The sequence below is a fragment of the Marinobacter sp. BSs20148 genome, assembly GCF_000283275.1.
GTDB classification, from domain to species: Bacteria; Pseudomonadota; Gammaproteobacteria; order Pseudomonadales; family Oleiphilaceae; genus Marinobacter; species Marinobacter psychrophilus.
Window position 1 is genome coordinate 2,086,796 of record NC_018268.1, and the last position, 21,807, is coordinate 2,108,602.

The following is a 21,807-nucleotide window of genomic DNA, read 5'->3' on the forward strand; positions in this document are numbered from 1 at the left end:
ACCAACAGATCATGATACAGCCATTATCTGACAGCAGCCTGAAACCGCGTTATTACGGCTCCGTTCCTCCTCGAGCTCTTCGTTAGCTATTCGATGTTTACTGGATCAGGCGCTGGCCTGCCTGCCCATTCAGGCCAGTGTCAGGTAGCAAACTTAAGATGGCCTCAACGGATTCAACGGGAGACATGTGATGAATATAAAACCCATTGTTATCACCTTTTCGTTGCTGCTAATGAGCGGCAGCGCCTTGGCCGACGATGATTGCGATGACCCGGTTGCCGGATGGCAGCCGCGGGAGAACCTGCGACAGAAGCTTGAAGCGGAAGGTTGGAAGGTGTTCCGCATTAAGGTGGATGACGGCTGTTACGAGGTTAAAGGAAGGGACCCAGACGGTCATCGTGTGGAGGCCGAGTACTCACCAGCGACCTTTGAGCTGAGAGAAATGGAGCGGGAAGATGACGATGGTCACGATAGCGATCGCGATGACGGCCATCGCAGCAAGTCTCAAAACGACAGTGAACCGGCAAACGAAGAACGTCCACGCAAGAGCTCCGTCAAAGCCCGCCCCACGGTGACCGTTGAGTAACTTAAGGAGATTACATCATGAAAAAAATTCTGTTCGCTTTAAGCCTCGCGGCTGTCATGACCGTGCCGGGCTACGCACAGGCACAGGCCCGGAAAGTCACCTTCAGCACACAACTGAGCAATTACGGCGGTGACGGAGCTTACCTCGCGCTCTACCTCACCGATGCCGATGGAAAATATCATGAGACGTTCTGGGTATCTGGCGAGAAAAGCAAATATTACAAGCATCTGCGCGATTGGGCCCGGGGCAGCGGTTTGAACCAGGCTGAATATGATGGCCTGACCGGCGCCAGTGTGACCAGTGGGCGCACCCAGAACGTGACCCTGGAACTTGATGACGCATTGATCGATGCCGGCTACCAGGTTCGTGTGGATAGCGCCGTTGAAGATATGCGCGAGAACCGCTCGGATGTGGTGGTCCCGCTAACCACAGAAGGCTCTGGAAAGTCGGTTGCTGGCCGTGGCTACGTCCAGTCTTTTGTCTATAACCTCAAGTAACTGACGGGAACCAGCTTCATGCTACGCAAGCTACATGGTTGGCCTGGACTGGTCGCCGCATTGCTGCTTTTGGTGCTGGCGACCACGGGCGTTGTTTTGTCCGTTGTACCCGCCATTAAACGAGCGGGCGCAACCATCCCGCCGACTGGTGAAATCAGCGTTGCTGACCTGTCTGAGCGTGTCGTGGCGCATTATCCGGGCACCGAGCAGATACAACGTTCTCTTTCAGGCGAAGTTGTCGTCTATTACAGCCGAGACGGCCAGCCAGGCGCGGACCTGGTTCATCCCCTGACCGGTGAGAGTATTGCCCCTTATCAACCCTCAGCCTTTTTGCGCTGGGTAAAAAACCTGCACCGCTCATTTCTATTGGATGATGCAGGCCGAATGGTTGCTGGCGGCTTGGCGTTAATAATGCTGTTGCTCTGCCTATCCGGCATGTTTCTGCTGGCTCGACGTACGGGAGGTTGGAAAGCCATTTTAAAGCCCATTGCTGGTTCCGGTAGCCCCCGGATTCACGCCGAGCTGGCAAGGTTTGCGGTGATTGGTTTGTTGCTGTCGGCACTGACTGGCAGCTACATGTCTGCCATTCGGTTTGGCCTGCTGCCAGAGGCTGCTGCCGCGGAGCCATCATTTCCGGCGGAGGTTTCAGGCGGCACACCGGCACCGGTGAACTCTCTGATCGCGCTAAAAAACGTAGACGCTAACGAACTGCGCGAGCTGGTATTCCCATACCCGAATGATCCCAGCGACGTTTATTCCCTGAGCACGGTTCAGGGTTCCGGGTTCGTTGATCAGGCAACCGGAGAACTACTTCAGTACCAGCCTCGCTCTGCTGGTAATCAGTTCCAGCACTGGATGATTCGCCTGCACACAGGTGAAGGCCTGTGGTGGTTGGGTTTGATTCTCGGGATGGCTGCGCTGACCGTTCCAAATTGATCGCGGCTCCGCACTGCAGTTTCGGGAATGGGGCGAGGCTATCAACCAGCACATGGGCATCTCATTGGCCCTGACCCATAATCCCGCGCCAGCCGCCACTGCGGAATTCGAGCTTGTCGAGCGTGTGGACTATGGCGTTGCGGTAAACGCGCCGACCAGCATATTGCGTTTCAGGCCGCTTCAAGATTACAGAAATTTATGGCAGGTGTTGTTTTTCAGAAACCGGCCGCATCTGCCGAGTTTCGAAGCGGGTGACCTGTTTGGCGTTGCGCCATCGGGGGATAACACGGCCCGATTGAACTCGTTGGCGTCTTCGGCCTCGGATGGGCAGTTGGAAATCTGCGTCCGGAAACAGACCAACGGCCTGTGTTCAGGGTATCTGCACAGCCTCAAACCGGGAGATCGTATTACCGGGTTTATCCAGCAAAACCCGGGCTTTCGTCCAGCGGGCGGTGCAACGCCCATTATTCTGGTGGGCGCCGGCACAGGAATAGGCCCACTGGCCGGCTTTATCCGAAAAAATACTGACCTTAATCCGATGTACCTATACTGGGGTGGACGCAATTCACAATCGGATTTTCTCTATCAGCCGGAGCTTGGCGGTTATCTGGATGACCACCGTCTTACCGGACTGAATACGGCGTTTTCACGATCAGCAGAAAAAACCTATGTTCAGGATGCCATCATGGCTGATGAAACCGTGTTGCGGCAATTGATTGAGAAAGGCGCCCAGGTGATGGTGTGTGGTGGCCGGGATATGGCTTCTGGTGTAAGCCAGGTGTTTAACTCCATCCTCAAACCATCGCACATGGACGTCGATGAGTTGAGAGCCGAAGGGCGATACCTGGAAGATGTTTACTGACATGGAATGCAGGCGCAGGTGCAGCTCCGTCACACCGTATTTTTGACGACCACATCGATGACCAAGGGCTTAACGCGAAGCATCTTGCGCCACCGGAAAGTGGCCGCGGGTGGCGTTGGCAAAACGCACCAGAGCCAGCATAACGGGCACCTCTACCAGCACACCCACCACCGTTGCCAGCGCCGCTCCGGACTGCAAGCCAAACAGCGCAATGGCGACCGCCACGGCCAGTTCGAAGAAATTACTGGCGCCGATCATACCGGCAGGCGCTGCAACGCAATGGGGCACTTTCCAGGCCTTCGCCCAGCCGTAAGCGATGAAAAAGATCAGTACGGTCTGAAGAATCAGCGGGATGGCAATCAACACAATATGCAACGGATTAGCGATAATCACGTCGCCCTGAAAAGCGAACAGCAACACCAGAGTGATGATCAAGCCGATTGGCGTGATGGGTGCCAGGCGTTTCATGAAAACGTTGCTGAACCATTCGAGTCCGCGTCGCTTGATAACCGCCTGACGAGTCAAATAGCCGGCGCCCAGTGGAATGACAATATACAGAACCACTGACAGGATGACCGTATCCCAGGGCACTTGAATGTTTGACACGCCCAGTAAGAAAACGACGATGGGCGCGAAGGCGAACAGCATGATTAAATCATTGAGCGCCACTTGAACCAGAGTGTAGGCAGCGTCGCCCCGCGTGAGGTAGCTCCACACGAAAACCATGGCGGTACAGGGCGCAGCACCCAGCAATATAGCGCCAGCCAGGTATTCATTGGCTCGTTCGGCAGGAATCAAAGGCGCAAACACCACGGTAAAAAAGAACCAGGCAATAGCAAACATGGTGAAGGGCTTGATCAGCCAGTTTACCGTCGTGGTAATGACTAGCCCCTTGGGCTGACGGCGAACGCCGAGAACCGACGTAAAGTCGACCTGCACCATCATGGGGAAAATCATCGCCCAGATCAGCACTGCGACGGGAATTGAAACCTGCGCAACCTCAAAGCGTGACAAGGTCTCGGGGATGGCGGGAGCGAACTGCCCTATCATCACACCCGCGACAATGGCCAGGGCTACCCAGAGCGTAAGAAAACGTTCAAACAGCCCCATACCTTCAGACGCGCTAGGGAACTGTGAGCTTTCAGGTTTGGTCATGCCTCGTTTCCTTTGATCATTGTGAGCGTTGCGTCAGCGGCTATCGAGCTTCTGGCGTTAAATGGCGCGCTGATTAACGCGATTTGACAGTGTATCGGCGCTTTCTTTGCGCTCCGAGTAACGATCGGTCAACGCAGTGTTGCGGTCGCGTACCAGCCAGGTGAACTTCACCAATTCTTCCATTACATCGACGATTCGGTCATAAAAGGGTGACGGTTTCATACGGTCGTTTTCGTCGAATTCCATGAAAGCCTTGGGCACTGACGACTGGTTTGGGATAGTCAGCATGCGCATCCAGCGCCCTAACACGCGCAGTTGATTCACACTGTTGAATGACTGCGAGCCACCGCAGACCTGCATCACGGCCAGAGTCTTGCCTTGGGTTGGGCGCACGGCCCCCAGCGTCAGCGGAATCCAGTCAATCTGTGCTTTCATGATACCGGTCATAGCGCCGTGGCGTTCCGGCGAACACCACACCATGCCCTCAGACCATTCGGCGAGTTCGCGTAACTCCGCAACCTTGGGATGAGACGCATCCTCGGCATCGGGGAGCGGCAGTCCGGTAGGGTCGAAGGTTCGAACTTCACAGCCGAGCCAGCTCAGCAGCCGCCCCGCTTCTTCGGAAACCAGCCGAGAAAAAGACCGCTCTCGCAACGAACCGTAAAGCATCAAAATACGGGGGGCATGCCGAGAGGCGCCGGGGCCGACCAACGCCTCAAAATCGATGGCGTGAAGCTTGTCAGGATCGATGTTGGGCAAGTCATGCAATAGGCTCATTGTGCTTCTCCCGCATGGCGAATCACGTCTCCGTCTTCCTTGGTGAAGTGCGCAATGGGGCTTTTGAGGATATCCAGAACGCGCTCTGACGGTCGGCACAGGCGGGCCCCTTTGTCAGTCACGACAATCGGCCGGTTTATCAGAATCGGATACGCAATCATGGTGTCGATCAACTGGGCATTGTTCAACACCGGATTGTCGAGCTCTAGCTCATCAAAGGGCGTGCCTTTGCGCCGAAGAAGATCGCGAGGCGTTATCTGCATCATCGAAAGCAGTGTTACCAGTTGCTCTCGACTGGGTGGTGTTTTGAGATATTCCACGACTTCAGGCGCTTCACCCGAGGCCCTCATTATTTCCAATGTGTTACGTGAGGTTTCGCATTCAGGATTATGATAAATATACGATTTCATAATTTTTCAAAGCCCATCCGATTGGGTGGAACAGGCCATTAACGAGGATGTGAGCGGCTCACAGACCTGTGGATGGCCTGCACAGCAGTCATTAACCAGAAATTTGATCGTCTCTTGCACACAATTTAAATTTGCTCGATAGATAATGGAGCGACTCTGGCGCTGGGAGATAACAAGCTCTGCACGGGCAAGCACCGATAAATGTGCGGACATAGTGTTGTGCGGCACACCCAGTTGTTTTGCGACTTCACCAGCGGGAAGCCCTTCTGGCTCATGACGAACCAAAAGCCGAAAGGCCTCCAGTCGAGTCTCTTGGGCGAGCGCGCCAAATATTGCTGTTGCTTCTGAAGTTTCCATATGTCTAAGAATATGGACATAATGAGGTTTAGTCAAGCGTCACAACACGAAGGTAGGCAATCAGGGTATACCCAACACTTGAAGCATTTTAATAGAAGAACTACTGTCTAACCAAGGGTGATTTCCCCACTACCCTGATTAATTTCTGCAACGACGTATGCTGCGACGTGCTCCAGGCGTTTCTGTGAAAGAGTTTATTTCGCGGTGAATTAACCGTACGGCTTCTCATGGCAGATTCAACTAAACTACGCAGATCAGACCTATAAGGACGCTTATGAGTGAGTCAAATAATTGCAAGTCCGTGTTGGCCTCCACGGTCATGCATCCAGTAGTGACGCTGCCCTCCCCCCTGAGGGCTCGGTTTGTAGCCTTGTTTACAGTGCTAATATTGACGAATCTTCCCGCAATTACCTTTGCCCAATCAGCGTGCCCTGGCATTCACGTGAAGATTCTGGACATCAGAAACAACGCTGGAGTGGTAGCTTGCGCGCTTTTCAGAACGTCAGAGGGCTTTCCTACTGAGTTCTTGAAGTCAGCGACCAATATCATAATGACAAAGGTTCAGGATACGCAGGTGCGTTGCGATTTTGTAGGCATCCCGTCGGGAACGTATTCGCTTGCCGTCATTCATGATGAAAATATGGACGGCAAGCTTGGCACCAACGGGATGGGGATACCCACGGAGGGCTACGGTTTTTCAAACGGTGCAAGCGCCATGATGGGTGCGCCTTCGTTCGAGGCCGCCAGATTCCCGTACGATGGGCAAAACCTGGACCTGACGATCAGCTTGGGTTACTGAGCCGTACCCACTTGTTCTGTGGGATGTGAGGTCTGACCCCATTCCCGCTTGATGCCTTATCCGACGCTCGCCTCCCTGAAAGAAACCAGCTTCCGCTTGTTCTCGTCCCAGAGCACCAGGCGCACTAACTTGATGCTTTCGCGCAACGTAACCCGGTTGTATGTTCGAAGTTCCGGGTAGTCCTTCAACACCTCGGGCAGGCGGTAGCAAGGAATTCGACTCGCTAAATGATGAACATGGTGCACACCGATGTTGGCGCTGAACCAGCGCAGGATACCCGGCAGTACATAGTAGGAGCTGCCCTGCAGCGCAGAGTCATGGGCGTTCCAGTGTTCATCGCGTTCCCAGTAGGTGGCCTCGAACTGATGCTGGACGTAGAACAGCCAAACCCCCATGGTGGTCGCAAGCAGCGTGATTGGAATTTGGACCAGCAGGAAGGGTCCCACCCCGACAAGCCAGATGACGCCAGTTGCCAGAACCGCAATGGCCACGTTGGTGCCCAGAGTACTTATCCAGGGCATTGTGCCCGCACGCATGAATCCGAAAGGCAGCCGGTAGTCCAGCAGGAACGTATACATCGGGCCAAAACCGAATAGCACCAGAGGGTGGCGGTAGAGGCGATAGCGCCATTTCTGCCACCGTGGCAAAGCCTGGAACTCGCGCACCGTGAAGGTGTCTAGCCCGCCAATTTGCGGCCGATCCAGATTGCCGGAACTGGCATGGTGGAGGTTGTGGGAGTGGCGCCAGAAATCGTGAGGCGTGAGGGTAAGCACACCGATGATACGGCCGGTCCAGTCATTGCTGCGCCGCGAATTGAAGAAAGACCTATGACTGCAGTCATGCTGAATCATGAACAGGCGTACCAGGAATCCTGCCGCAGGGACGGCCAGCACCAGTGCCACCGGCCAGTATCCGGCGCTGACCGCTAACCACATCAGAGCCCAGATCAACACAAAAGGGAGTGCAGTGATCAGGAGCTCCGCAATACTGCGTGCCAGGTGTGGCTTGCAGTATGCTCTGAGTGTCTGCCTCAGAGATCTGGGAGCTGTATTAAACTCAGGGGTCGATGCTGGCGGTATGCTCATGGTGCTTTTGCCTCGAATCCGGTGTCTTAAACATCAAGCCTACACCAAGGCCAGTCGAAGTGGGCCAGGTGTTTAACCACATTTTAACATGATTGTACCTAGACGCAGATGAGTTTAGAACCGAGGCGCGCTAGCCTGCGAGCCCGCTCTTACTTACTTAATGAGGCAACCTCGATATGGCAACTGAAAACCTGGAGAAGTTTCGTAAATTGCTATTGGCACAGCGTGATGACCTGCTTTCCACCAGTGAGGTGCGGGATGAATCCAGCGCTACTGTTCACTTGGACCAGCAAAGCGTCGGCCGGCTCTCACGGATGGATGCTCTGCAAAGCCAAGCACTAGCCCAAGCTGGAAAGGTGCGGGCAGATCGCCAGTTACGGCTGATTGAAGCCGCCCTCCTTCGTATTGACAACGATGAATACGGGGACTGCCGGGAATGCGGCGAGGCCATCAACCCAAAGCGCCTGGAGGTCGACCCTACAAGCCTCTACTGTATTCATTGCGCAAGGTGAAATTTTTTGGAAACCTCAACCTGATGCGCCAACCGGTCGTGACATGGATAGCCGCGGCCTATGTTTGACGGGGCTGGAAGAAAACCAAAGAGCCCGTAACCCGGCAACACACAAAACAACAGCAACGCAAGCAGGTCAGGCCCCATCAACCTAGTCGTTTGACAGCTTCACTACCCTCAATCGCAGGGCGTTGGTAATGACGCTCACCGAAGACAGCGACATGGCCGCAGCGGCAATGATGGGCGACAGTAGGACGCCGGCAACCGGGTACAACTCACCCGCCGCCATTGGCACGCCCGCGGCGTTGTAAACGAACGCGAAAAACAGATTCTGTCGGATATTGCGCATGGTTGCGCGCCACAGCTTCGGCGGAGGTTCGGTTGTCTCCGGTCAGCATCACCACCCGAATGCCTTCCTTTTGCAGAGCGGCTATTGCCGCTCTCGTGGTCTCCTTGGCCGGGTCCGCAATCTCCAGCAACCCACAAACACCGCCATCCACTGCGGCAAAAATAACGGTGGCACCGTCCTTTCTAAGCTGGTCCGCCTCTTCCTCAAAGGCGGAGGTATCGACGCCTTCTGATTCCATCAGCAACCGATTGCCCAGCAGAACCTTTTTGCCATCGATCTTGCCTGTGACACCTTTTCCGTTGGGAGAGTCGAACTCCTTGGCGTCCGGCAAGCCTGTTTTGTCCGCAGGCCAATCAGCAAAAGCAATAAAATACAGGTGATTCAGTTTTTGGGTGACATCCTCCCCCCAGCCTTTATCACAACACGTCAAACTGAACTGCTACTGAAAACGGGCGGGCATCGCCGTTTTTTAAATGGCTATTCGATATGAATCGTAAATTGTGCCCTTGGGTTAGAACCCATCTTTCGGCTGGAAACTACTTGAGCGCGCCTTCTACAGCGTCCAGAAATCCTATCATGTCCACCACCTGCTCTGAGTCCGGGTCGACGGTCTTGCCTTTGAGATCCGCGGTGACAATACCCCTGTCGACGGTGTCGGTAAGGGCTGCTTTGAGGCTCACCGCGTAGTCGGCCAGGGGCGCGTTACCTTCGCGCTCGCCTAGGTTTTCCAGAGCGTTAGCGAGCGCAAAAATCAGCGCGGAGGGGTTGAAGTGGGCGTCGCGGCCGTCGCTCTCTAAATATTTCAGGTAAAGATCATGAGCTGTGCCGTGGGGCGCCTCAAAAAGCATGGTGCCGGCCTTGCTCTCGATGATAGAGCTGGCAGTGGCCAGGCTGCCGCCGAGAGCGGCAGAGATGTCCGAGAAGATATCGCCGTCCAGATTCTGGGACGGATAGAGCGCATTTCTCGGGGGATCGGTGATCATCTTCTTGAGCTGACTGGAGGGCCGCATGATCATGAAGGACGGCGGCGGTGTGTGCTCCCGGGCCAGTTCCCGCCGCACTTCGGTGATAACGTTGCTGAACACTTCGTCGTATTCCATATACTCGCGTTTGAGACCGAAGTAGACCTCTTTGTTCTTGCGGGAAGCGTCACGAAACACCTGCGCCACCCAGTCTTTGATGGCTTCATGGTCATTGGACATGAACAGTATTGGGTCGCCTTTACCGACGCGGCGGGCGTGTTTCTCTTCGCCGTCTACGATCACCTTGAGAATGCCGTCTTCCTGCGCCGGCATATTAAAGCTGCCGTACTGATCGCCACCGCCGGCACTCATGCGAGAAATAGACACATGGGCACTGCGGCTGGGAATACCGACCTCCCTCAGCTGATTGACCAGTTTGAGCAGCTTGCGCCCTGTCGTGTTGTCAGGCACGCCCCAGAGCGCGCGAGCTGGCGGGTTAGAGACAATGCGCGCGGCCTGGGCGTCGATGAGTTCGTACTGGTAGCTCAACCCCAGGTACTTGATTTTCTGGCGGTAGTCGTTTTGGTAGATGTCTTCAATCACCTTTCGCATGGCACCGTCGTAACCGGGGATAACGGTGTCTTTCAGGCCCAGATAGACATCCCGTTTTTCGCTAATGGCGCGCTGGAAAAAGCGGTGAGCCCAGGCTTTGACGTCTTCCACATCGTTCGTGGCCAGCAGCCAGGGGTCTCCCTTACGAAGCTCACGGCGGTGCAGCTCCACCGGGTCGCCGCTGCTGCCGACAAACATCAGCTTGACCACGCCTGTGGCCTGGGACAGCTGGTTGAAGCTGTCTTTGATGCCACCGAACTCCATGGTGTCCACTTCAATATCGCGACCGACCCAGTCCGGACGGCTGAACTTGAGGTTGCGAAACTGGATGTCTTCGCGGGTTATATTGCCGCTGATGCCCTTGCGAATGGCGCCGTTAGGCGATTTGGTGGCCAGTGGGTGAAGATTGTCAGGGTCCACATTTGGGTGTTTGCGAAGCAATTCTTCCAGTTGCTGGCGGTTAACTGTCATGCCAGCGTTTTTTACCCCCACACCATGGCGTTTGAGGGCGTCAATGGCATCAATCACCGCTTGGCCGTTGGTCAGCAAGCGGTGTTCCGCGGACAGGTCTATTTCCTCAAGCTGGATGTTCAGGCGCGCGGTCACGAATTTCTTGAGAATGTGCTCGAAAGCAACTTGGGCCATTTCATCGCCATGAAGAATGACCAAAGGCGATGTTACATTAATCCTGCTGTCCATAGATTACTCTCCGCGGTGTTGGCAGTATTTGCAGTATTGAGAGTGTAGGCCGATGTTATTGCGCCTTGGGCTGAATTATTCCCAACAGTTGGTTAGCTGCATCGCGAACCTCCCGGTAACGATCAGGATGACTGATGAGTGTGTCCAGATCATCCTCGGGGAAAATTTCGCTCTTCTTTTTCCTGCCTTCCTCTTTTGAAAAGACAGACGGTATCAACTGTTCCAGACAGCGCAACATAACCTCAGGCGAAACCGACGCCCCGGGCGATGCTCCCAATAAAGTCCCGTAAGTCTTGTCTTTAGACACAAGAATTTCTGTGCCCATTTGCAGGTCGCCGTCTTTGATGATCTGCACTCGCTGGCCAGCTTGAACCGGTTTCCAGTCAAACTTTTTACTCAAGCCCGGAGCAAAGCTGTCCAACTCCTCGAACATGGTTTTTTCGCCTTTGAAGGTTTCTGAAATCAGATATTTAACCAAGGGGAAATGCTCTAAAGCGACATTCAGCAAACCAGGGATGTCATGGGGGCGAATTGACCTGACGTAATCAACAAACCCTCGATCTCTCTCGAGGCGGGGCTTAAATGAGGCGAAAGGGCCAAACAATAAGTAATGTTTACCGTCAACTACCCGCAAATCCAGGTGCGGTACGGACATGGGAGGTGCACCCACTTTCGCTTTGCCATAGGTTTTAGCCCGGTAATACCCGGCTTGCTCTTCACTAATCGGCGCCCGAAGAAAACGCCCGCCCACAGGGAAACCGGCAAAACGGTTTCGGAACGGCAAGTGAGTTTTTTTCAGGAGGGGAAATGCGCCCCCACCGGCGCCCACAAAAAGCACATCGGCTTTGTGTTGAACAGGTTTCCCGTTGCATTCAGCCTTGATAACCCACCGCCCGGTTGGGCTCTTCTGCACACGCTTAACGTGGGTACCGTACTCAAAATTCACCCCTAGGTGTTGGGCTGCGTAAGCCGCCATTTGCTGCGTTAACGAACCAAAATTAACGTCTGTACCCGTCTCAATGACGGTAGCCGCCATTTTTTCATGGCGTGGGCGCTCGTCCATGGTGTAAGGAATCCAGCTCTTAATTTCATCGAAGTCTTCTGAGTAACGCATGTGCTCAAAGAAATGATGGGCCGACATCTCCTTGAACCGCAACCGCAGTTCCTCAATATCAGATTCGGAAACAATGGTGCAGTGTTTGGTTTGGTTGATAAACGTTTCAGGGTCTTTTATGGCTCCTTTTTCGACCAGATGAGCCCAGAACTGCTTCGCGACATTGAACTGGGCGTGGATCTTTAGCGCTTTTTCAACCGAAATGACCTCTTCATCGACTGGCGTGTAGTTGAGCTCGCAGTTCGCTTCATGCCCCGTGCCAGCGTTCCAGAATGGAGAGGAATTTCCCGCCCCGGCACTGTCCAGTCTCTCTAAGATGGTGATATTCAAATTCGGTGCAATCTCTTTCGCCAAGGTGGCAAAAGTGGTGCCCATAATTCCTGCGCCTATGATCACTACGTTCATAAAGGTCTACTCACCAGCGTCAAATTTTAAAAGGACTCGCTAGAGTCTTGGCTCTGTATCAGCGTTAACTCAGCTGGTTGCCAACAGGAAGGCGACGGATGCGCTTCCCGATGGCTGCATAAATGGCGTTGCACAATGCTGGCACAACCGGCGGCAGGCCAGGTCCAAGCCTCGCCCTTTTTCTATCTTGCGCCCCAGCCCGCCTCTGCGGTGGTGCGCTCAATCACCCGTCGCATCCGGCCGATATCGATAGGGTGCAGGTCCGGATCCTCACCGTAGTTCCAGCCACCACCAACGGTCAGGTTGTGAATTTCCCGGGCCGGCCCAAGCAGGTCCAGAACATAATCACGATGGTCCTTGCCGGCTGCCACCGCCATTTCATGGGCAAAGCTCTGAATCGCCCAAGCATGAGGCAGATTGTACACTGATCGGAACCAGCCAATAGGCACATGAGCCGGTGCAGGTGGATTTTCCAGCCGAATAGCAGGAATATCGAATGGCATAGTGTTAAAACCCATGCCCAGCTCGAATTCCCCTTTGTGTTTGGGATCCGGCATGAAAAGCGACGCAATGCTGGGCGACAAGGTCCGGTGGCGCCAGCTGGTGGCCTTGCCCTCGGCGTCCAGGCCCCGTTTCCAAATGATCGACGGAAACCGCATGGAAGTAAGCGTGGTGGATATCATCCTCGCGGGACCACTGCGGTTTAATGGGCTGCCCCTCGAACTCCTTCGCAACCAGAGCGACCTCGACGTCACCGACGTTTTTTACCTTGGCGCCGCAGACTGGCGGGCGTACGATGACCGCGTAGAGGGTATTCCTTAGATCGATATCGGCGCCAAAAATCGCCTTGCCGGTAACAATGTTCTCACCATTAATAGCCTTGGCGTGTTCCGATTTCAGCTCGCCGTTGATCAGCCCGGATTCCTTGCCAATAAAGCGCAGCTCGTTGTCCGGTTTTAGCACCAGAGCATGCCGACCGGGAACATCCAGCTCCCTTGCTGCGTCTGCGAGTTCGCCAAAGCCGAGTTCTCTGCCCGTGGCTGGATGCAACACTTTATGGATTTCGGATCGAACCTCGCGTCTCGGCACATCCCATTGATTGGCTGCGGCTTGTTTCAGTCAGAACCTTGTCTGACAACTCGTGGGCATTCAGTTTCAATGAATGTGCTGTTTGCCCTAATCGTCCAGCACGTACCCATCGCGGCCGGCTTTCAGACCTGCCAGCGTTGCACCTAAGCCGATCGCGATAAGAAATCCGCCGGCGGCCTGCCAGCCGCCGGACACATCGCGCAGCACGCCAACCAGCAGCGGCCCAAAGGCTGCCATGACATACCCCAGGCTTTGCGCCATTCCGGACAGGCGCCCGGCGCCATCTGCGTCTCTTGCTCTTACCACCAGTAAGGTAAGCGCCATACTAAAGCCGCCGCCCTGACCAAGACCCAACAGCACGACCCATAGCCACATTTGATTCATTGGCCCGTAAATACAACCAGCAAGGCCAACGATGACCAGCAACATCATCAGAGAAATCATCGCTCGCTGATCGCGCATTTGACTCGCAATTAAAGGCGCTGCGATGGCGCTAACCACTTGCATTAAAATAGACGCTGACAGCGCCAGGCCGGCTTCAACGGCGCTGATGCCGCGGTCTTGTAAAATGGTTGGCAGCCAGCCAAATACGGTATACGCCAATGACGACTGCAAACCCATATAAAGAGCTATTTGCCACGCCAGTCGATCACGGTATATGGATTTTCCACGGAGTTTTCTCGGTTTGACGCCCAGCTTTTTATCACTTAACTGAACCCACCAGGCCACAAGGGCGATAACGGCAGGCGCCAGCCAGAAAGCCAGTGCCGGACGCCATTGCTGATGAAACAGCTCTCTCAGAGGTTCCGTTGTGCCCGCCGCAATGGCGGCACCTGAGCAGAGTGCCGCGGTATAGATGCCAGTCATTAAACTCGCGTGGTTGGGGAAATCGCGTTTCACAATACCCGGCAGTAACACACCCATAATACCGATACAGCCCCCGGCTATGGCTGTACCGGCAAACAGCCCCGCCAAGCCAGAATAGGGCCGCACGAGCAGTGCCAGTGCTAACACAGCCAGAACAACCAGAACCGTTCTTTCAATACCCAGGCGGCTTGCCAACTTAGGCGCCAGCGGTGCAGCCAGTCCCAAAAAAAGTACTGGAAGCGTCGTCAGAATGCCGAGCGCTGTAGACGACAGAGTGAAGCTGTTGCCGATCGTGCGCAACATAGGGCCGATACTGCTAAGGGCTGGACGCAGATTAAAGGCGACCAGCATCAAAGCAATAAAAGCCAAGATGGCTTGCCGGGTTTCGAGTTTGCTCATTGCCGTGGGAGTCCAAGTCTAAAAGGTCGAAGCTACATTAAGTTTGTCTGGCAAAACTCTGTAGTTGCGGAAAAAATCTCAGAAAATTCTGTTCCAGATGAACGTCGTTAGCGCGAATTTCATCAATAATGCCGGCAAACTGATTGGGGAAACGAATGCGCTCGGCCACCCGGTCCAAGGCGTCGCCAACATTGTTCAGATTCTGGTAAGCACCGAACCAGTCATGGCGAACCATGTGGCGTGTAACTCTCACCATCGGTGCTGGCATCAGGTGTTCGTTATGTTGAAGCTCCTGATACACACGATGCACAAATGCATCGCGTGACGCCGGGCTAAAACTCTGCCAGTGGCGCAGCAGGTAGTGATCGTAAAGTACATCGAGGGCCACCCCGGCAAAGCGCCTGCGTTGGGCCGAAAACAAACGTTTACTGGCGAGCACCTCGGCGTGGCTGTCCGTGAACACGTCAACGGCTATATGATGGCGAACGCCTTCCTGCACCTTGTCCGGTAACGCAGACAGGTCGACGCCGCGACAGAAGTCGCCGAGAATGCTGCCAACACGACACTCGGCAGAATCCGGAGCCAGAAAAACGTGAGCAAGATGGTTCAACGAAAGCGTCCTGTCGGGTTACTTATCAGTGTATGCCTCTAAGACTGCAAGTGGTCATTACAGGGCGTATTTACGAATGAACTGGCCGATTTCCTGGATTTCCTCAAGGCACACGCTGTGTTCCATAGGAAAGGTCATATAGGCCGGCTGATAGCCCATGTCCTTAAGTGCTTCCAAACTGCGGAGGCCCAGAGTTTCCGGAACCATCGGGTCAGAAGTTCCGTGATAGATATTGATGGGAATACCGGCGTTGGCCTGCGAAGGAACCACCGACTTTGCGGTGGCAAAATAAGTTGAAAGCGCCAAAATACCGGCCAGGCGCTTCGGATACGTCAGGCCTAATTCATAGGCAACCGCTCCACCCTGCGAGAAACCGGCAATCACGATGTTTTCGGAAGCGATGCCACGTTCTATCTCCCGATCCACCAACTTGCCGACAGCGCGGGCCGAAGCCATCAATTGCTCGGTATCGATGACACGATCAAGGTCCATTGCTTTGATGTCATACCAGGCCGGCATGGACATGCCGCCGTTGATCGTGATCGGCAGATTAGGCGCGTGTGGGAATATAAAGCGCACAGCGGCGTCGTCTGGTAAGCCGAGCTCGGGTACTACGGGTTCAAAATCGTGTCCATTGGCGCCCAGACCGTGCAGCCAGATGACGGCAGCCGTGGGTTTCGCTTGGGTTTCAATCTCAATAGTTTGAAGATCCTGCACCTGATACCTCGTTTCTTCGAAAAAGACGTTGCCCGGATTAGCCCGGAGTGTTTTATTTTACATGTGCACTCAGCGCACTCGAAACCTACGCTAGCCTCGATGAGCGGCTGAAAATAAGGCAGTCTACGCTACCCTGCAATGGCAACCAGAGGCAAAGCCCGCGCCGTTATATGTTCCTGCATGATGGCACACTCCTGATTGGCCATAAACGCCAGAATACCGCGCACTATCAGTCCCCAGGCCGGTTTCATGGTGAATCTGTGTCCAGACCTTATTGCGGGCGGCGCTGCGTTTGCTGCCCTGCAACAGAGTGGCAATAGCCTTAAATTCGGCTTTCATTATTTCTTCGTAAAGTCATGCCGGTAATGTAGAGATTATCTGTGTAAAGCGGGTCCAGCTGGCTTTTGTATTCCACTGCAATCTGGCTCTGGTCGTTGGGCGCCAGCGAGTTGATCTGCGCTTCCAGCGTGGACAGCCAAGTGGCAGCATCCAATGTCAGACCGCTGCCGCTGAGGGCCTCTAAGGCATCAATTTCGCCGTCGCCAATATCGCCATCCACCACGAACTGCACCAACTGTTCAATCAGCTCATCCACCGGATCCTCTTCTTCGAGGTCAGAAGCTCCGACAACGTCGAACTCGACGGTTTGCAGCGCAGCTGTCGGTTCAGTGCCTTGCGGGTCAGCGCCCAAGGTGCGAGCGGTTTGCGCCAGAACAATTAGGTCTTCATCGTCTGTTGGGTCATAAATATCACCACGAGCGATGATTGCGAAAGGCGCAACCTTGTTCAGCGGCGCCGGGCAGTGGCCGAGGTCCAGGTCGTCAACAGACGGGATATAACCGCGATTGTTGGCGAAATAGCTTTCAAAGCCACCAACCAATTTACTCAAACGCTGATCTTCACGCAGGCGCACCAGCGTCAGGCGCAGCTGATTAAGAGCATAGCTGAGGTTTTTCTGGCCTTGCTCCAACGCCGCCGGCAGATATTTCAGTAGCAGCCGTTTAAGGAACGGATCGTTGCCGGCCTGATCGGCCAGGTCTTGGGTGTTAAAGCTTTCAAACAAGGTGTTTAGTTGCCCTGCCCGCTCGATCACTTCGTGGTTCTTGCGAATTCGCAGATCCATATCGGTAATGTAGCTGAAGCCGCTACTGATGTAAGACGAGAAAGTATCGGTGGCGTTGCGGATGTCTTCAATGATTTCCGACAGGCATTCTTTGATTTCTGTCTCAATTCGCAATTTGTCCGTAAACGCTGCGCGTTTTTTGGCTTCGCGATAATCCACAAACAGCCTATTCAGATCGCTCCAAAGGCGGTCAACCTGGGCACTGGCAAAGCGTCGGCGTTCCGATTCGGTGATATGGTCTAACAGCCGCACCAAAACATTTTTCAGCTGCAGGTCTTCTGTGTCCCCCAGGCGCCACACCAGACGGTGGTGTTCCAGGGTTTCCAGTACGCCAACGTTGTCGTCGTTCAGGGCAATTCGGTTGCCACGGTTCAGATGGGCTTCCAGAATTGCATCACCGTAGGTGGCCAACGCCCGCAGGGTGGATTGCGCATCGTGGGTTCTGGCCATCAGACAATCCTCAGCTGCGGGTCGTCTTCAGTGCTGTCTTCGCGGATGCCTTCATGGGTCTGAATGAACGTCATCACGTCGTACAACCAGCTCCATTTTGCCGTCGCCAAAAACACGCTGCCGCTGGTGCCGATGGGTTTTAGATAACCGGCTTTGGTAAGGTTTTCCAGCACCACACGCAATTGGCCTGCGCTGTCACTGCGTTTGGTGCGGAACAGGTCTTTTTCACACAGCGAACGCAATTTGGCTTCGAGCGACGGCGCGGTGGAAATGCGTTCCAGCAATTTGCCTTCACGCAGGTGTTCACCCGCGGAAATTGGGCGTTGTGCGGCTTCCACCATCATCACCAGCCGTAAAAATTGCACCAGGGCTTCCAAGTGGTTGGCGACCTCGCGAAATTGTTGGCGCACGGCGTCTTTGGCGTCGGGGCGCGACAGATCCTGGTAAGAACACAGCCAGGCATCGTGGCTGCTGGTTTGGCGCAGGGTACGGTTCATCTGTTGTAGGAAATCCGAAACTTTTTGCTGCACAGGTTGCGTCAGCAAATAGTTATACAGTTCATCGTGACTGTATTCGCAGATGATTTCACCGGCCAGTAAGGCGCTTACCGTGCGTTCGAATAGTGGATTAGTTTGCATGGTTGCCTCCCTCGATGGCGCTGGTAAACAAGTCATCTGTCAGGTCGTCCGTTGCATCAGCGGCCGAACGCGGGCGGGTTACGCTGGCCAGAAAATCGCTTTTCGGCGCGCTTGGTGCGGCGCTTTCAAAGTTGTGTACGCGGCCGTGCTGCAGGCTGATCTTGTTTTCAAAGAACTTGCGCAGCGGCCGGTCCAGTTTCGGACAGGCTGAGATCATGGTCAGGTTGTTGTGTTCCAGCATTTCTGCCATGCGTGCGATGTTATTGGAGCTAAGAGTGCCCAACTCGTCTATGGGCCAGGTAATGCGGGTGTTCTTGTCTGGGCACAGGTAGCGAGTCAGGCCCATGAACACCGCCATAATGGCCAGGTACGTCAAGCCCTGGGAACTGGCGGTCAGGAAATCGTTGTCGTTACGAATCACCGCTTCGCGACCGTTTTCTTTCATGGTCAGATGCATATCCACCATGGATTCCACACTTTCACCCAGGCTGGCCGATTTCAAAGTGTCGCTGACCAGCTGGAACGCCATGGTGATGCTGTCATCCGGCATTTCGCGGCGGTGCACTGCGTGCCAGTCGCGCCACTGCACCACAAAACTCTTCAGGGGCTGCCAGCTTTCGTCGTCTTCAATCCGCGGCCTTAGCACCACTTGAATATCGCTTAGGGATTCAATGCGCTGATCAGTGTTGATTTTCTGGCGCAGAGTGCGGGACACGGCTTTCACTTCCCGAGCCATGGTTTCCAGGCTGTCGAAATAACGGCACAAGGTGTTGGCTTCAGAGGTAAACTGATCCACCAAAGTAGAACGCAGTTGCGGAATGTCGGTGTCCAGAAGTGAACGCAAGTCTTGCACTTGCATGAGCTGGAAAGCTTCATCGTATTCCTGGGCTGGATCTGCCAGCCGCTGCCGGCGGAATTCACTCAGCTTTTGCCAAGCGCTCTGGATTTGGGTGCCGTTGTACTGGTTCAGCACTGTGAGCGCGCGTTTGAAGGTAGCCATCACCTCGCGGCGCAGCTTGTCCAGACGCTCGTAGGCATCCTGCAGTTCGCCGGTCAGATTAACCATGTTGCCGGGCATCGCCATGTCATCGGGGGCGGTTTCGAACTTCTTCAGAATACCCTCGGCTTCCTCGATCTGCTTGGCCAGCGCGCCGATTCTCTGCTGATGCCGAATGATGTCCGCATTCACCTGTTTAACACTTTCCTGGTGCTTGCGCAGACGTTCGCTGCGTCGGGTTTTTATGTCCGCCACCTGTTTCTCCAGCAGGTTGCAGTCGCCAGTCAGGCCGTCTTTACGTGACCAGTCCTTGTCGAGCCAGTTTTTGTATTCGCGCACTAAAGGCTCGGCTTGCTCAATTTCTTTCACCCGATTTTTCAGGCTTTCAGCCTTGGCACGTGCCTGCTGCACCACTTTTGGATCTATGCCTTCGTCTTCTAATTTCTGGTTAAACGCCGTTTGTTTCAGCTCCAGGCGTTGTTCGTGCTCGCTAAGGGCTTGCTGAACCCGTTGTTGAGCGTGATCAATATTCAACTGCAGCTGGGATTCGCGCTCGGCCCACTGGCCGCGCAAATCCATTAAACGCTTGGCAAACTGGCTGATGGTGGCGGTTTCGCCCATTTCACTGTCTTTTTTGAACTGCTCCAGAAGGCTCTGCAGTTCGGTCACTTTCGCGCCTTGGGCTTGCTTGCGCTCGTTCAAAGCCTGGCGGATTTGCTCCCTTAGGGTCTTCAGGTACTCACGCTGCCGAGTGAGCGAGTCATCGGTGAGCTTTTTCTCAGTGTTCATGTGTTCTACAGCGGAACACCGTGCCTGGTAGGCATCGTTGCGATTACGCGCGGCTTTCTCTGTGTCATCCCGGGTTTTTCGTGCGGCCTGGCGTTTTTGATCAATGTTGTGCAAACGCGCTTGCAGGTCTTCTTCTGAGGCCGCAAAGTCTGGTGCGGATATCGCATCGGTGTTCAGTACCCAGCCCATGACTTGTCGGCGTTCAGCAACCGCAGTGCTGTGCATTAAAGGATTAAGGTCGGTGCGCATCAGCAGATCGGGGTGAATCACTTTTGCCAAGCCGTGGGCCCATCCCGAATCTTGTTTGCGCAATGCGGAAAGCCAGGTGTCATTATCTGGCGAAATCTGCCGCTGTAAATCTTCAAACGCCGCCGTTAGTGTATCGATTTGCTCTTGAGCGTGCAGAAGGTGTTTCTGAGCGGTGTCGCGATCTTCCCGAGCCTGGTCTTTTTTGCGGTTAGCGTCGATCAACTCGCCAGAAACATGCTGCGCCTGTTCTTCGGCGTTTTGCACGGCCGCTTCGGCAGCGGCTATCTGGCCGGTTTCGTCATCGTTATAACTTTGATTATCACGCAGGGTTTCGGCGCGGGCCAACTGGTTTTGAATGGCGGAGCGTTCCTGACTGCGCTCTTCGCGCTGCTGGCCTATTTCACGGGTTTTCTCGTGGTCCAGAGCGCTGATGGCTTTGTCGTGTTGGTAAGCTGCGTCTTTGCGCGCGGCCTCAGCGTCGCTGACCTTCCGCTCGCGATCGCCCTGCTCGCGGGAAAAGGCACTCTTCAACTCGCTGACCTCGTGTCTGAACTCGCTTTCGACCTGAGTCACTTTGCTGGTCAGGCCAGTCAGATCCGAATCGGCATCGATTTTTTGGCGGCGATATTCACCAATATTCTGAAGATCCTGGGTCAGTTCAGGCGCTCTTTCAGTATCGTAGTACTCGCGCTTTTTATAGATGCCGTCAAGGTCACCCTCTTTCACTTTCAGCTCGTAGTTTTTATCCGCCAGAACCCCCGCAATCTCGTCGTCGGACTGGCGCTGTTGTTCGCTTTCCTCGTTAATACGTTCTTTCAGTTTGGCGATGTCGCGGGCAATGTCGGCTTTACTGTCATTGGCCTCGTCGACGGTCGCCGTCAAGCTGGCGACTGTGCGCCGGCTGGCAGCCAGAATGGCCTGGCGTTCATTCTCTTGCTGCAGGCACTCGCGAATTTTGGCTTCTTCTTTTTCAAAGGCCTTGATGCTGCGAATATCACTCACCAGGCCGCTTTCGTCGATGGTTTTGGGCCGACCATGAATGTGAATATTGTCAAATTGAGTTTCGCAAATCATTGCTTTGAAACTGGACATCAAACGGTTTTTATTCAGCACCACGTGGGTCAGACGTTCAATATTGCTCATGTGCGTGTCGGCACTGCCCATGCCAAAGTCCGCTGCAAGGCCTCGCAGTTTGCGCGCATCAGCGGCGGAACGTTTCAATAGGCGAGGGTTGCGCTGGATAATGGCGCGGTAACTGGTGATGGTGTCGATTATCCGAGACACATTGCGCTTTAACTCGCGAAGCTTTTCAAAAACGGCGTCGGCGGTCGCGCCGGCTTTCAACATTTCGATGACGTCTGGCGCAAAAAAAGTGTCCGCAGCTGAACCTTCCACAAAGCGGTAGCACAGCTTCCCCGAGTGGTGCCGAAACATGACGGAGCAACAAGTACCGCGGTGGCGGCTGTACTCGAAAATCACCAGGCTTTGCAGGCTAGGCAAGTAGTAATCCAAAAACGACAGGCGGCCGGAACCCTTGCTGACAATGCGCTCGGGTTCTTCCCCGTAAAACGCCGGAATTAGCGCCAGAATCGAGGTTTTCCCGGCGCCGTTCACGCCGCCTACATGGGTGCGCTCGCGGCAGTCGATGCGAATGGTCCGGCCCTTCACCTGGGTAAACGAATGGTGCAGGATAATGCTCTCCAGCCCATAATTTTGCTCTGTCGCAGCCACCGTCTTTCTCCTCGCTTTAATGCCTGATCAGT

At 54.5% G+C, this 21,807-nt stretch carries 22 protein-coding genes and 1 pseudogene; 6 read left to right on the plus strand and 17 right to left on the minus strand.

What is annotated here, in order from left to right; genetic code table 11:
* The first annotated feature begins 190 nt into the window (after positions 1 to 190).
* The 4 genes from MRBBS_RS09460 to MRBBS_RS20445 are packed head-to-tail and all read left to right on the plus strand — an operon-like array spanning position 191 to position 2,881.
* The gene (locus tag MRBBS_RS09460) at positions 191 to 586 is read left to right on the plus strand and encodes a PepSY domain-containing protein (protein WP_014871265.1); all 396 of its coding nucleotides are present in this window, start codon (positions 191 to 193) and stop codon (positions 584 to 586) included.
* A 17-nt stretch (positions 587 to 603) separates the two neighbouring features.
* Positions 604 to 1,083 (plus strand): DUF2271 domain-containing protein, encoded by a 480-nt coding sequence (locus tag MRBBS_RS09465; RefSeq protein WP_014871266.1) that lies wholly within the window; start codon positions 604 to 606, stop codon positions 1,081 to 1,083.
* 18 nt (positions 1,084 to 1,101) lie between these two features.
* Positions 1,102 to 2,019, plus strand: coding sequence for a PepSY-associated TM helix domain-containing protein (locus MRBBS_RS20440; RefSeq protein WP_014871267.1), 918 nt, complete (start codon positions 1,102 to 1,104; stop codon positions 2,017 to 2,019).
* 52 nt (positions 2,020 to 2,071) lie between these two features.
* Positions 2,072 to 2,881 (plus strand): NADPH oxidoreductase A, encoded by an 810-nt coding sequence (locus tag MRBBS_RS20445; RefSeq protein ID WP_014871268.1) that lies wholly within the window; start codon positions 2,072 to 2,074, stop codon positions 2,879 to 2,881.
* A gap of 69 nt (positions 2,882 to 2,950) precedes the next feature.
* On the opposite strand, the gene arsB is transcribed toward MRBBS_RS20445, so the two are convergent.
* Genes arsB through MRBBS_RS18985 form a run of 4 tightly spaced genes read right to left on the minus strand, consistent with a single transcriptional unit; the run spans position 2,951 to position 5,580 of the window.
* Positions 2,951 to 4,036, minus strand: a complete 1,086-nt coding sequence (gene arsB, locus MRBBS_RS09475; RefSeq protein ID WP_014871269.1) for an ACR3 family arsenite efflux transporter — start codon at positions 4,034 to 4,036, stop codon at positions 2,951 to 2,953.
* Positions 4,037 to 4,093: 57 nt separating this feature from the next.
* Positions 4,094 to 4,813 (minus strand): arsenical resistance protein ArsH, encoded by a 720-nt coding sequence (gene arsH / locus MRBBS_RS09480; RefSeq protein WP_014871270.1) that lies wholly within the window; start codon positions 4,811 to 4,813, stop codon positions 4,094 to 4,096.
* Positions 4,810 to 5,223 carry an arsenate reductase (glutaredoxin) gene (arsC, locus tag MRBBS_RS09485; protein ID WP_041635220.1) on the minus strand — a complete coding sequence of 138 codons (414 nt, stop codon included), beginning with the start codon at positions 5,221 to 5,223 and terminating at the stop codon, positions 4,810 to 4,812. Before arsC ends, arsH begins: the two co-directional genes overlap by 4 nt.
* A 6-nt stretch (positions 5,224 to 5,229) precedes the next feature.
* A complete protein-coding gene (locus MRBBS_RS18985; protein WP_083847033.1) occupies positions 5,230 to 5,580 on the minus strand; it encodes an ArsR/SmtB family transcription factor in 351 nt (116 codons plus the stop codon).
* Between the two features lie 442 nt (positions 5,581 to 6,022).
* On the opposite strand from MRBBS_RS18985, the gene MRBBS_RS09490 reads away from it, so the two are divergent.
* Positions 6,023 to 6,379: a DUF2141 domain-containing protein gene (locus MRBBS_RS09490; RefSeq protein ID WP_227497499.1), complete on the plus strand. Its 357-nt coding sequence runs from the start codon at positions 6,023 to 6,025 to the stop codon at positions 6,377 to 6,379.
* A 56-nt stretch (positions 6,380 to 6,435) separates the two neighbouring features.
* Here the strand turns inward: MRBBS_RS09490 and MRBBS_RS09495 are convergent, their stop codons facing one another.
* The gene (locus tag MRBBS_RS09495; RefSeq protein ID WP_201764312.1) at positions 6,436 to 7,332 is read right to left on the minus strand and encodes a fatty acid desaturase; all 897 of its coding nucleotides are present in this window, start codon (positions 7,330 to 7,332) and stop codon (positions 6,436 to 6,438) included.
* Positions 7,333 to 7,640: 308 nt separating this feature from the next.
* On the opposite strand from MRBBS_RS09495, the gene MRBBS_RS09500 reads away from it, so the two are divergent.
* A complete protein-coding gene (locus MRBBS_RS09500; protein ID WP_014871274.1) occupies positions 7,641 to 7,976 on the plus strand; it encodes a TraR/DksA family transcriptional regulator in 336 nt (111 codons plus the stop codon).
* A gap of 150 nt (positions 7,977 to 8,126) precedes the next feature.
* On the opposite strand, the pseudogene MRBBS_RS09505 reads toward MRBBS_RS09500, so the two are convergent.
* The 12 genes and pseudogenes from MRBBS_RS09505 to MRBBS_RS09550 all read right to left on the minus strand — a co-directional run.
* Positions 8,127 to 8,655 (minus strand): annotated as a pseudogene (locus tag MRBBS_RS09505) (HAD family hydrolase); the annotation flags it as partial.
* 205 nt (positions 8,656 to 8,860) lie between these two features.
* Complete coding sequence (locus tag MRBBS_RS09510; RefSeq protein ID WP_014871278.1) at positions 8,861 to 10,597, minus strand: isocitrate/isopropylmalate family dehydrogenase; 1,737 nt, start codon at positions 10,595 to 10,597, stop codon at positions 8,861 to 8,863.
* 55 nt (positions 10,598 to 10,652) lie between these two features.
* On the minus strand, positions 10,653 to 12,116 hold the full coding sequence (locus MRBBS_RS09515) for a malate:quinone oxidoreductase (protein ID WP_014871279.1): 1,464 nt from the start codon (positions 12,114 to 12,116) through the stop codon (positions 10,653 to 10,655).
* 182 nt (positions 12,117 to 12,298) lie between these two features.
* Entirely contained in the window at positions 12,299 to 12,634 is a 336-nt protein-coding gene (locus MRBBS_RS19980; protein ID WP_014871280.1) for a hypothetical protein, read from the minus strand.
* On the minus strand, positions 12,624 to 13,169 hold the full coding sequence (locus MRBBS_RS19985) for a hypothetical protein (protein ID WP_014871281.1): 546 nt from the start codon (positions 13,167 to 13,169) through the stop codon (positions 12,624 to 12,626). The genes MRBBS_RS19980 and MRBBS_RS19985 overlap by 11 nt, the downstream gene beginning before the upstream one ends.
* Before the next feature lie 123 nt (positions 13,170 to 13,292).
* Entirely contained in the window at positions 13,293 to 14,471 is a 1,179-nt protein-coding gene (locus tag MRBBS_RS09525; protein WP_014871282.1) for a CynX/NimT family MFS transporter, read from the minus strand.
* Between the two features lie 37 nt (positions 14,472 to 14,508).
* Positions 14,509 to 15,081 (minus strand): ACP phosphodiesterase, encoded by a 573-nt coding sequence (locus MRBBS_RS09530; RefSeq protein ID WP_014871283.1) that lies wholly within the window; start codon positions 15,079 to 15,081, stop codon positions 14,509 to 14,511.
* A 57-nt stretch (positions 15,082 to 15,138) separates the two neighbouring features.
* The gene (locus tag MRBBS_RS09535) at positions 15,139 to 15,798 is read right to left on the minus strand and encodes an alpha/beta hydrolase (RefSeq protein WP_014871284.1); all 660 of its coding nucleotides are present in this window, start codon (positions 15,796 to 15,798) and stop codon (positions 15,139 to 15,141) included.
* Between the two features lie 128 nt (positions 15,799 to 15,926).
* The gene (locus tag MRBBS_RS20255) at positions 15,927 to 16,049 is read right to left on the minus strand and encodes a hypothetical protein (RefSeq protein ID WP_014871285.1); all 123 of its coding nucleotides are present in this window, start codon (positions 16,047 to 16,049) and stop codon (positions 15,927 to 15,929) included.
* A gap of 71 nt (positions 16,050 to 16,120) precedes the next feature.
* Positions 16,121 to 17,371: a hypothetical protein gene (locus MRBBS_RS09540; RefSeq protein WP_014871287.1), complete on the minus strand. Its 1,251-nt coding sequence runs from the start codon at positions 17,369 to 17,371 to the stop codon at positions 16,121 to 16,123.
* A complete protein-coding gene (locus tag MRBBS_RS09545) occupies positions 17,371 to 18,009 on the minus strand; it encodes a condensin complex protein MksE (protein ID WP_014871288.1) in 639 nt (212 codons plus the stop codon). Before MRBBS_RS09545 ends, MRBBS_RS09540 begins: the two co-directional genes overlap by 1 nt.
* Positions 17,999 to 21,775 (minus strand): ATP-binding protein, encoded by a 3,777-nt coding sequence (locus tag MRBBS_RS09550; protein ID WP_014871289.1) that lies wholly within the window; start codon positions 21,773 to 21,775, stop codon positions 17,999 to 18,001. The genes MRBBS_RS09545 and MRBBS_RS09550 overlap by 11 nt, the downstream gene beginning before the upstream one ends.
* Positions 21,776 to 21,807: the final 32 nt, after the last annotated feature.